This window comes from Oribacterium sp. C9 (genome assembly GCF_002007235.1).
In the GTDB taxonomy this organism is placed as follows: domain Bacteria; phylum Bacillota; class Clostridia; order Lachnospirales; family Lachnospiraceae; genus Oribacterium.
Genome location: NZ_MUHW01000018.1, coordinates 72,356 through 83,866 on the forward strand (window position 1 = coordinate 72,356; position 11,511 = coordinate 83,866).

Below are 11,511 nucleotides of genomic sequence, written 5' to 3' on the forward strand. Positions count from 1 at the left end.
TCAGCTTTCATATTCGGCAGCCAGATATGGATGTAATCCGCTCAAGCCTTCCTCATGAATGATCTCATCCATCGAAAGCTTTCCGATGAAAGTGAAAAATCTGATAAGTAATTCAGAGAACATCTTCGTATACTGAGAGAGATAGCGATCCTTTCTGTGGATGAGATAGCATTTCTGACAGAGCACTTCATTATCCAAAAGAAGAGGGAAGAAGTTTATATCATCACGTTTAAAATCTGATATGTAGGTAAGGACACTTGATTTGGAAACGAAGCAGGCAGCGAGACCTTTGACGCCGAAGGTGGAGGTAATCTGAAGGTTACTGCTGAGAGCTCTAACCTTAGGTGTAAAGCCGGCTTCATTGAAACAGAAATCAATGGTTCTTCCCATATGATTGTTGAGCATGGCAAAGGGAAGTCTCGAGAAGTTCTCCAATCTGGCACCATCCTTTGATTTCTTCTTCAATTCTTTTGCATCATCACCATAATATCTTTCAAGCAGCTCATCTGTAACACACAGATATATCTCTTCATCAATAAGATGAATATAGTTAAGATCCTTATCGAAATTTTTCTCACCGTTTCTATGGAAAAGTACAAGTGCAAGATCCAGATTACCGTCCAAAATAGAATTCAGACATAACTGGGAATTGAAATTCGAAATACGTAATTCTACTTTGGGGAATTTTTCTGAAAAGAGCTCGAGAATATGTGACAGTACGAGACTTGTACGCATGACACTGGCTCCAAAACGGAGAAGACCCTTATCTACATTTCGTATGTCCATCATGACATCGTTCAGGTTTCTCTCTTTATTTGAAACATAGTTAGAAAAGCTCAAAACGAACTCTCCGGCATATGTAAGGGAAAGCTTAGGTTTTCTATGAAGAAGAGGAGTGTCGAAGTACTCCTCCAGACGCTTGATATGATTACTCAGAGTCTGTTGTGATATGAACAGTCTGTTGGCTGTTTTGGTAATGTTTAAATCCTTGGCTACTTCCTGAAAGTAGTAAAAGCTCTGCAGATCCATAATTTATCCCCACAAATAATCTTTGTTACAAATACAAAAATACACTGTTTCACTTTGTTACTGATGTATTCTATCATAAGTACATCGAAAGAAACAATATGAAGCGAATGACAAAAAGAAAAAAACTTCCGCTTAGAGAGTATGTAAAGCTTTAGTCATTGGCATCATCTAATATTTAATCAAAGGAGATAAAACAATGTCAGTAGGTAAGAGAATCTATCTCAAAAGAGAAATGCCTGATCACGATATCATGATGCAGTTCAAGGAAATTCCTGCATCTAACACAGCAGATTGCATGGGAAGAAACTGTGCGATGAATCCAAGAATTCATCTTATGAGCAGCCCTAAGGATGAGTGCATGGTAGGACCTGCATTTACAGTAAAGTGCAGAGCCGGTGACAACCTTGCATTACACGCAGCTCTTAACTACTGCCAGGAAGGCGATGTACTTGTAGTATCAAACGAAGAGGATACAACAAGAGCTCTCATGGGTGAGGTTATGATGACATGGCTCAGATATGAGAAGAAGATCGCAGGAATCGTTCTTGACGGACCTATCAGAGATATCGGTTCAATGGGATCATGGGATTTCCCAATCTATGCTACAGGCACAACACCTGGTGGCCCATACAAGGAAGGACCGGGAGAAGTTAATGTTCCTATCGCATGCGGCGGCGTAAGCGTAAACCCTGGTGATATCATCCTTGCTGATCCGGACGGAGTAATCTGCATCCCACGTAAGGACGCAGCAGTTATCCTTAAGGATGCACAGGAGTTCAAGGCTAAGGATCAGGCAAAGATCCCTGCAACACTTGAGCACCGTATCAACAGAGACTGGGTTCAGAAGTCACTTGAAGCTAAGGACTTCGAGATCATCGACGATGTTTACAGAGCATAAGCATTGACAAAATCATATTAATAGCGAATGTATCTGAATGATGTATCTTCACAGGAAATAAGCAGACTACATCATTCAGAATCAAATAAATTTGAAATAAAGAGAATAACTATATAAAATTGGAGGAAAACGTCATGGGTTGGAAAGTATTATTACCACAGGAAATCATGGAAGAGGGAAGAGAGCTTCTTGAGAAGGCCGGACATACAATTATCAAGGGAAGAGGATTCGAGACAGAGGATGTTCTTGCAGATATGAAGGAGCATCAGCCGGATGCAATGATCGTTCGTATCACTCCTATCACAAGAGAAGTAATCGAGTCAAATCCTAACCTCAAGGTTATCGTTAGACACGGTGCAGGTTTCGACGCTCTCGATGTTAAGGCTTGCCATGATAACAATGTTCAGGCTCTTTACGCTCCTGTTGCAAACAGCACATCTGTTGCCGAGACAGCTATCATGCTCATCCTTGAGTGCAGCCGTAACGTAATCAAGCTCAGAAAGACATGGGTTGACGATTTCTACACAGCAAAGCTTAAGCTTAAGAAGAACACAGTAAACGGTAAGACACTCGGTATCATCGGATGCGGAAACATCGGTAGCAGAGTTGCAAAGAGAGCTCTTGCACTTGAGATGAACGTTATCTGTTACGATCCATATAAGCCTGTAAAGGATTTCCCAGAGGGTGTAGAGGTTACACGTGACCTTGACAGAATCTTCAAGGAGTGTGATTATGTATCGTTACACTGCCCAGCAACATCTGTTACAAAGAACATGGTTAACATGGAAAGACTTAAGATGATGAAGCCGGATGCATTCCTTATCAACACAGCACGTGGTGCTATCGTTGTTGAGGAGGATCTCTATGAGGCATGCAAGAACGGTGTTATCGCCGGCGCAGGTCTCGATGCTATCAGAAAGGAGCCTGTAGATCCTGCTAACCCACTTCTTACTCTTGATAATGTCATCATCTATCCACATATCGGTGGCAACACAGTTGAGGCTGCTCACAGAGCATCATACTTCTCAGCTATGGGTGTAAATGAGGTTTATGAAGGAAAGACTCCTACATGGCCGATCAATGATGTTGACTATGAGACAGCAAAGACATATGATGATACTTTCGTACCTGATAAAAAGAAGGCAGGAATGTTTGATTTCTAATCATCATTAAAGTAATAAGTAACAACATATCCGTTCCCCCTATAATTCGGATATGTTGTTAGTATAAGGAGTTTCCTCCGATTAATTCGACTTTTTGTCACAGTAAGCAGCAGATTCTGTGGCAAAAAGTTCTTTTGATATATGTGTCATAGTTCCAACTATCATTTGTGTGCATGGATAAGCGGTAGCTGGAATTTATGATACTCCCGATAGTTTATGAATTATGGGTGGGACGCCTGAGAGATACGTTCCTATATCTGCAAATTTCAAAAAATTAATGAGGTATCGTCGTGACACTGTCAGAATTCAAAAATGATCTTATGATCATGTCGCTTTTTATGCTTATAGGCTTCTTTATCCGGGAGAGAGTGAAAATATTCCAGAAGCTGTTTTTTCCAACCTCACTTATAGGTGGACTTATCCTTCTTATATTGGGGCATCAATGTCTGAATATCATAGAAGTTCCTGAAAGCTACAGTGGCCTACCGGGAGTACTCATTGACATCATCCTTGCTGCTATGGTCTTCGGCGTAAGCATCGGAAAGGAAAGAGTAAAGGGATACCTTGAATACTCCTTCATAACCATGACTGCATACGGGTTACAGATGGGGGTAGGTGTACTGCTTGGTTTTCTGCTTAAAAACATCTGGACAGGACTTCCGGAAGGCTGGGGCGTCATGGGTGTTTTTGCATTCCACGGGGGACACGGCACAGCAGCCGCTGCGGGAACACAGTTTGAGACGCTCGGTATAGACGGAGCTCTTTCCATCGGAGCAGTACTTTCTACATTCGGTCTCATCATAGCTATGACTGGAGGAATGATACTTGTAAATATAGGTATCAGAAAAGGATGGGGAAGCTATGTAAAGGAGCCCGGTAAACAGCCTAACTATATTTACCATGGAAAGCTTCCTGAAGAAAAACGTTCACCTATAGGAAGAACAGTTGTATCCTCCATAAGCATTAACCATCTCGCTCTTCAGTTCGCCTGGCTTCTTCTTTCAGTTTTTATCGGTAAGAATCTCTTTAAGTTCCTCGGTACTTACATCGAGCTTTTCAAGAGTATGCCAAGTGTGCTTCATGGAATCGTAGGCGGTATCATAGTATGGTTCGTTCTTGTGAAGCTGAAACTTGATTATCTTGCGGATATAAAGGCACTTAAGCAGATCGCAGGATTCATGCTTGAGATCGTTGTTTTTTCAGCCATGGCTACTCTTAACCTGAAGCTGGTAGGAACCTATATCGTTCCGCTCCTTATTTACACTCTGGTTCTCAGCCTGGTGTCTATACTTGTTATACTCTTCCTGTCAAAGCTTTTCTTCAGGGAAGAGTGGTTTGAGAAATGCTGTATGGCTGTAGGTGCTGCCACAGGTAATACATCAACCGGACTTGCTCTCGTAAGAGCTGTGGATCCGGACACAAAATCAGAGGCAGGTGATACTCACGGAATGTACTCTACCATCATGTCATGGAAGGATGTTTTCGTAGGTCTCGCTCCTATGTGGATCGCTGCCAATGCAGTTACCGGAACCTATATCGTTGCGGGTGTAGGTCTCGGAATCGCTGTAGTATCAGCCGTACTGGCATATATATTCAGAGAGAAGAAGTGAAGATAAGCTGTGAAGAATACAGCATAAAAGAAATCTTCAAAAGCTATTTAAGATAAATAAATGAGATAGAGTGGTAGATCTGAAAATCCCTGAGAGAATGGCTCTCGGGGATTTGATTTTATGTTTAAAGTTCAGGCAGTAATGTGCCAATTGGGACTTTTGGACTTGTAAATCATGATGGTAAACTAAAGAAAGACAGAGGCTCTTCGGGATGATGCCGAAGAGCCTCTGTCTTGTCTTATGTTGCAAAAATATCTGATCGTCTTGTTTAAAATGGCATCCGCATTTTTGAAGAAATGCGGATAAAATTTAGAATGTCACATCTCTGTGAACCATCTCACCATCCTTGATGGTAAGAACATTCTGATATACAAGGTTGCCTGTTACTGTCCTTTGATCAGGATTTCCGAATGGACGGTCTCCAAAGACGTTTTCCTTCTCAACAGGTCTGAATACTGCGATGTCAGCCGGATGACCAACTGTAAGTGAACCTATCTTATCAAGCATTCCCATGTGCTTTGCAGGATTTACTGTAGCCATCTTTATGGCATCCTTGAGACTTATGCCAAGTGCTGTGTACTTGGAGATCTGCATAGCCATGTTGAAGGAAGTAGGACGTAAGTGCATGCTAAGATGTGTGAGATCTGTAGCGATGAAATCAGGAAGGAAGCCCTGGGCGATAGCAGTCTCAGCGACATCCAGTCCGAAATGCTCACGTGCATCTGCAGCTTCGAAGAGAATACCTCTTTCTCTTGCCTTGAATGCTGCATCAAGAACCTTACCATCACTTACGAGGTTTGAACCCTTGTTCATATACATGTGAGTAAGAACATCACCCGGTCTAAGAAGCTCAACGAGCTCTGAGAATTCACCTGCCGGGTCTGTTGAATGGACCATGATGGAAACACCGAGCTTTTCGGCGATGCTGATGGTCTTCTTAAGAGGCTCAAAGCCCATGTCCTTTACGATGAACTTACTTGTTCTTATCTTAAGGCCCAGAAGCTCGTCACCGTATTTATCGAAGCAATCCATGATCTTTGCTTCACTGATGTGATCAGGAGCGATGTCCTCAGGTGTAGGCAGTGATGCAAGACCTGTGGTGCAGACATTAAGATATGCCTTTACACGAACTTTCTCGAGATCAAGATAAGGTCTGTACATATGATATGTAGCAGGTCCGCTTGATCCGGCATCAACTACTGTAGTAACACCGGCACCGAAGCATGCTGATGCAGCTGGAAGACCGATGTTTGCAAGAGGCCAGATGTGTGCGTGGTGATCAACGAGTCCGGGAGTAACGATGCATCCTGAAGCATCAACTGTGTTGTAGTCATACTCAGGAAGATCTTTTCCGATCTTTTCGATATGTGATCCGTCCACCAGTACGTCGGTAACTTCATCAATATCGTTCAGTGGATCTATAACATGACCGTTTTTGATAAGTATCATAATTTCTGATCCTTTCTTATATTAAATTTGTAATTATATCAATGATAAATAACCATAATAACAAATTCAAACAGCATATTCTTGTCAATACTACAAAATGATTTTGTGATTAAGTCTGAGCTTAGACATTGGCATAAATATGTGTAAATATGGCGGGTAACAAACTTTTTTTGTTAAGAACACAAAAATGCACTGTTTCACTTTGTTGATTTATTGCATTAAAATTTGCACATAACAAACACGTAAGGAGAGACAAATGAAAAAAGGTCAATTGTTCAAAATCATTTTGATAGCACTTGTAACATTAGTGCTGTGGAACCTTCCGGTTCCAGAAGGTCTTGAAGTAGACACATGGCACCTGGTTGCTCTGTACATCGGAATGCTGGTTGGTCTCGTAACCACACCATTCCCTGCACCTGTAGTTGCCATGATCATGGTGGGTCTTGCTTCAGTCTTCTATAACAAATCTGTACTTTTCAAGGGTTACGGAAACGGAATGACATGGTTCATCTGTGAAGTTACCATCGTATGTACAGCATTTATCAAGACAGGTCTTGGTAGAAGAATCGCTTACAACCTGTTAAAGAGAAGCGGTAAGTCAACATTAGGCTTAGGTTACATGCTTGTCCTCACAGACTTCATCCTGAGTCCTGCAACCGGTTCAAACTCTTCAAGAACAAGTATCATTTACCCTATCTTCCAGAGTATCGCAGAGGGTGCAGGTTCATATCCTGATAAGGAGCCAAAGAAGCTCGGTGCATATCTTTCAGCACTTATGTACGCAAGCTCACAGGGAACATCAGCTCTCTTCCTTACAGGTATGGCAACAAACGCCATCACAGTATCCCTTGCATCTGAGATGCTTGGAATCAACATCAGCTGGGGACAGTGGTTTGCAGCTTCTGTAGTTCCTGTAGGTCTTTTCCTTCTTGCAGCACCATTCGTAATTTACAAGGTCCTTCCACCAACACTTAAGACTCTTGATGAGGTTAAGCCTCTTGCAGAGCAGGGTCTCAAGGATCTCGGACCTATGACAGGAAAAGAGAAGAGACTTCTCGTATTTTTCATTCTTGCTGTCCTTGGATGGATGCTTGGATCAAAGATTCCGGGTGTTGATCTCGGAATGCAGCCTGTAGGTTTCGTATTCCTTTCACTTGTACTTCTTTTCGGTGTTCTCGACTGGAACGATGTAGCAGGCGCTAAGGGTGCATGGAACATCTTCATCTGGTACGGTGCTTTCTACGGTCTCGCTAATGCACTTGCAGATGCAGGTTTCTATACATGGCTCGCTGAGAAGCTCGGAAGCGTAATGAACCTTACATCAGTAAACGGTATGGTAGTAGCTATCATTCTTGTAGTCGTAAGCCTTGCAGTAAGATACTTCTTCGTATCAAACAGTGCATTCGTTGCTTCCTTCTACCCGGTTCTTTACTCACTTCTCGCTACAACAGGTGCAAACGCAATGATGGTAGTTCTTCTTCTTTCATTCCTTTCACCTATCGGAGCACTTCTTACTCACTACGGAAATGGTGCCGGTCTTATTTCCTTCGCACCTGGCTATGTATCACAGGGTGAGTTCTGGAAGGTTGGAACAGTTATGGTTCTTGTTGGAACACTTATCATGTTCTGCATCGGTATCCCATACTGGGCACTTATCGGAATGATCTGATATAAGTGTCATAAGTCTTCCTCCACTTGTGCTTGCACAAAAGTGGAGGATAGACTTCATGACACGCCCCACATGGAGCACGTAAGGACGATTTATCGGCCTGGGAGTGCGGAATGTGGGAGGAACGCGTGAGCGCGTAGCGCGTAGCGTTCCAATATCAAAAGTATATTAAAACTGATTATCCATTTTATAAGTTTGCTCACAGCGGAGAGATCTGCTGTGAGTTTTTTAATTCAATAAAAATCAGCACAAAAAAAATAAAGCGGAAATAATGAAATTAAGTAATTATACAAAATTTGGGAACAATGTCTAAACTCTGTTGACGATGCAGTTTTTAAGCATTATACTCTCATACAAGTTTAAGGGAGTAGCTTCCACCATAGGTGTTGCATATTTCGTCAGTACGGGACTTGTTCCCCGGAATATGTTGTAAAAAGCGAGACTTTTACTGCATAAGGCAGTAGGAGTCTCGCTTTTTGAGCTCCTCATTTTTCAAATTATCGGAGGTATGTAATGTTAGTACTGTACATCTTATTTCTTGCATTGGGAATGTTTGCACTTATCAAGGGAGCTGACATGTTCGTTAGCGGCAGCTCTTCAATCGCAGCGATCTTTCATGTTCCGAGTCTCATCATCGGACTCACCATCGTGGCTCTCGGCACCAGCGCACCTGAGCTTGCAGTAAGTACATCAGCATCACTTCAGGGTTCCAATGAGATAGCCATAAGCAATGTTGTTGGCTCAAACTTCTTCAACCTACTTGCGATCCTTGGAATATGTGCAGTTATGAAGCCTATGGCGGTTGACAATGCCGTAATTAAGAGAGATATACCTTTCTCCATAATCGTTACCATCATAGCTCTTATGGCAAGCTGCGGTCCTATCCTCATGAGCGGAGGCTTCTTAAATATTGATGTGGCACAGCATGCAGGTGTAGTGACAAGACCTGTTGGTATCCTTTTGGTACTTCTTCTCATAGGATATATAGCAACCCTTGTAATTGCTGCACGAAACAGTAAGGAAGAAGCTGAGGACGTTCCTCAGTACAGTGTTCTTAAGTCAGTGGTTATGATACTTGCAGGACTCGGTATAATCATCGCCGGGGGACAGGTTGTGGTTTACTGCGCAAAGGAGATCGCAAGAGCTGCTGGAATGACAGAGACTCTCATCGGTCTTACAGTAGTTGCCTTCGGAACCTCACTTCCTGAGCTGGTTACATCCATCGTGGCCATAAAAAAGCAGGAAGCTTCCATGGCTATAGGAAATACCATTGGCTCCAACATCTTCAATATCCTTTTTATACTTGGACTTTCAGCTACCATCAATCCTGTGGAGGTAAACATCGCATCCTGCATCGACATGATAATACTCGTAGTTGTGACTCTCATTGCACTTGTTTTCTCAATCAGCAACAGAAGGATCTCAAGAGTTGAAGGCGGTCTCATGCTTGCCATGTACTTCGCAGATATGGCATATGCAATCGTTAGATAAAGTTGAATGATAAAAAAATCGGCAGTACCTGTAAATTAAGGTGCTGCCGATTTTTTTTGTATATAGTTAAATAGTAGATATAGTAAAAATAAAAAGTTCTAAGAAGCCCTACCGGATGGGTGTACTGAGTATTTCGTGTATTAGACGAAATAATAATGTTTATTTATGTGAATAATCTCTTTCACCAAAGATTCCGGTACCGACACGAACCATGGTAGAACCTTCTTCAACAGCGACTACATAGTCGCCTGTCATACCCATGGAAAGAATTGCTGGTTCTACGCCGGGATAGTGATCTTCTTTCAGTTTATCAAAAAGGTTCTTAAGATTACGGAAATGAATACGATTTGTTTCTGCATCTTCCGTATAGGGAGCAGAGGTCATGAGACCACAAACTCGGATATGCGGAAGAGCACCTATCTCTCTAGCGGCATCTTCGGTTTCATCCGCTGTGAATCCCCATTTTGATTCTTCACCGGCGATATTGACCTCCAAAAGAACATCCATTATTATATCGTACTTCCCGGCTTCCTTGTTTATCTGTTCTGCCAAAGATATACTGTCCACAGAATGTATCAATGAAACCTTATCAATGATGTATTTGACTTTATTTTTCTGAAGATGACCAATCATGTGCCACTCGGCAGAGTTACCGAGAATTTCATATTTTGAAACCAGCTCCTGAACATAGTTTTCACCAAACAGCTGCTGTCCGGAAGTCATGGCGACCCGTATGTCTTCAACAGGCTTCAATTTACTTACTGCACAGATAGTTACTTCCTTGGGATCTCTGCCGGTTTTACTACAGGCTTTATTTATGTTTTCTTTAATGGTATCAAGATTACGAAGAATCTCTTCAGATGTAAGTTCATTAACATTCATAGATTCTGTGGGCATTTTGTGCGGCTCCTTTTTCTGAATTGTTACATTATTTTAATTCATATCCGCTCATTATTAAATAAAATTGCGAGAGATATACATATTTTCATTTAATCCTCATGAGCAATTAACATTTCCTAAGCATTCAGGTCTTGGAGAAGCAGAGGAAATACCGCTTCAAAGTCAACTCCGTAAGTCTTTTCCGGATCGTTTTTCAATGTCTCTTTTATGGAGTTTACAGTGAATCTTGCAGCTATGTTAAGGGATTCTTCAAGAGACCTGCCTCGTTCAAGCGCACCTACTACTGTACTTGAGAATACATCTCCGGTTCCATGGAAGCTGACAGCCAGTTTTTCGTGTGAGAATCCAAAGTATTTTCCGGTTTCAACATACAGACCATACACTCCTGTCTTATCTTTTTCAGGAGAAACCCCTGTCAGTACGACTGCTTTTTTTGTTCCAAGTGCGGCAAGCTTGTTAAGTATTTCCTGTATATATTTCTCATCATATTCGGTCTTGTATTCTGTTCCTGTCATAAGACATGCCTCAGTCAGATTCGGTACGATGATGTCAGCCTTTCCGCAGAGTGCACTCATAGATTTAGGGAAATCTTCAGGGAAACCGACATAAAGCTTTCCATTATCTGCCATGGCAGGATCAACAAACAGGAGAGTATCCTGTTCATTAAAATCATCAAAGAAATCTGAAACAAGCTGTATCTGTTCTCGGGAAGCAAGATAGCCTGTATAGATTGCGTCAAAATGAAAATTTTCTTTTTTCCAATGTGTGGATATTGGCTTTATCTGATCCTGCAGATCTTTTACAGTGAAACCGCTGAATTGAGTGTGTGTAGACAGAACAGCAGTAGGAAGGATAGCGGTCTCGACGCCCATTGCAGAAATAATCGGAAGAGCCACAGTGATAGAGCATTTGCCTAAGCATGAAATATCCTGAATTGTAACTATACGTTTCATAAAAAATCCCTTTCTTGTTTGATATTTAATATGTTTAGTATGGTTACATATATCTGAGCATATTAATATCACCAAAATCTAAATTTAATATATAATCAGTTATAACAAGCAGAACAGTATAGATGAAGAAACAAATCGAACTAAAGACAACAGGTCCTTATTAAAGGAAATGATTATAACCAACCATAAGTATTTTCTTTTTTACATTCTGGCTTTAAAAAAATAAAATTGTTGAAAAAGAATAGTGGGTTGATAATAAAGATACAAGAGTGAAAAATGATTTTTTCACTCTTGTGTTGTATGGCGGGCATGCCGCCAGTCTGTGGTGAAAGTCCACGTGGGGCGTAGT

At 41.6% G+C, this 11,511-nt stretch carries 9 protein-coding genes; 5 read left to right on the forward strand and 4 right to left on the reverse strand.

The window, feature by feature from the left end:
* Positions 1 to 1,029, reverse strand: coding sequence for a LysR family transcriptional regulator (locus BXO88_RS11770; protein ID WP_078037919.1), 1,029 nt, complete (start codon positions 1,027 to 1,029; stop codon positions 1 to 3).
* A 196-nt stretch (positions 1,030 to 1,225) separates the two neighbouring features.
* Between BXO88_RS11770 and BXO88_RS11775 the strand changes: the two genes are divergently transcribed.
* The 3 genes from BXO88_RS11775 (at position 1,226) to BXO88_RS11785 (ending at position 4,700) form a co-directional block, all read left to right on the forward strand.
* Entirely contained in the window at positions 1,226 to 1,927 is a 702-nt protein-coding gene (locus BXO88_RS11775) for a dimethylmenaquinone methyltransferase (protein WP_044993996.1), read from the forward strand.
* 134 nt (positions 1,928 to 2,061) lie between these two features.
* Entirely contained in the window at positions 2,062 to 3,090 is a 1,029-nt protein-coding gene (locus BXO88_RS11780; RefSeq protein ID WP_078037920.1) for a hydroxyacid dehydrogenase, read from the forward strand.
* 290 nt (positions 3,091 to 3,380) lie between these two features.
* On the forward strand, positions 3,381 to 4,700 hold the full coding sequence (locus BXO88_RS11785; RefSeq protein WP_078037921.1) for a sodium:glutamate symporter: 1,320 nt from the start codon (positions 3,381 to 3,383) through the stop codon (positions 4,698 to 4,700).
* 309 nt (positions 4,701 to 5,009) lie between these two features.
* Here BXO88_RS11785 and BXO88_RS11790 read toward each other — a convergent pair whose 3' ends face one another.
* Positions 5,010 to 6,149: an amidohydrolase family protein gene (locus BXO88_RS11790; protein ID WP_078037922.1), complete on the reverse strand. Its 1,140-nt coding sequence runs from the start codon at positions 6,147 to 6,149 to the stop codon at positions 5,010 to 5,012.
* A gap of 256 nt (positions 6,150 to 6,405) precedes the next feature.
* Between BXO88_RS11790 and BXO88_RS11795 the strand changes: the two genes are divergently transcribed.
* Together BXO88_RS11795 and BXO88_RS11800 are read left to right on the forward strand one after the other, a co-directional pair.
* Positions 6,406 to 7,818, forward strand: a complete 1,413-nt coding sequence (locus BXO88_RS11795; protein WP_078037923.1) for a DASS family sodium-coupled anion symporter — start codon at positions 6,406 to 6,408, stop codon at positions 7,816 to 7,818.
* Positions 7,819 to 8,331: 513 nt separating this feature from the next.
* Complete coding sequence (locus tag BXO88_RS11800; protein ID WP_078037924.1) at positions 8,332 to 9,309, forward strand: calcium/sodium antiporter; 978 nt, start codon at positions 8,332 to 8,334, stop codon at positions 9,307 to 9,309.
* Positions 9,310 to 9,468: 159 nt separating this feature from the next.
* On the opposite strand, the gene BXO88_RS11805 is transcribed toward BXO88_RS11800, so the two are convergent.
* Both BXO88_RS11805 and BXO88_RS11810 read right to left on the reverse strand, forming a co-directional pair.
* Positions 9,469 to 10,206 (reverse strand): YggS family pyridoxal phosphate-dependent enzyme, encoded by a 738-nt coding sequence (locus BXO88_RS11805; protein WP_242945217.1) that lies wholly within the window; start codon positions 10,204 to 10,206, stop codon positions 9,469 to 9,471.
* A gap of 119 nt (positions 10,207 to 10,325) precedes the next feature.
* The gene (locus tag BXO88_RS11810; protein ID WP_078037925.1) at positions 10,326 to 11,162 is read right to left on the reverse strand and encodes a pyridoxamine kinase; all 837 of its coding nucleotides are present in this window, start codon (positions 11,160 to 11,162) and stop codon (positions 10,326 to 10,328) included.
* Between the last annotated feature and the right edge of the window lie 349 nt (positions 11,163 to 11,511).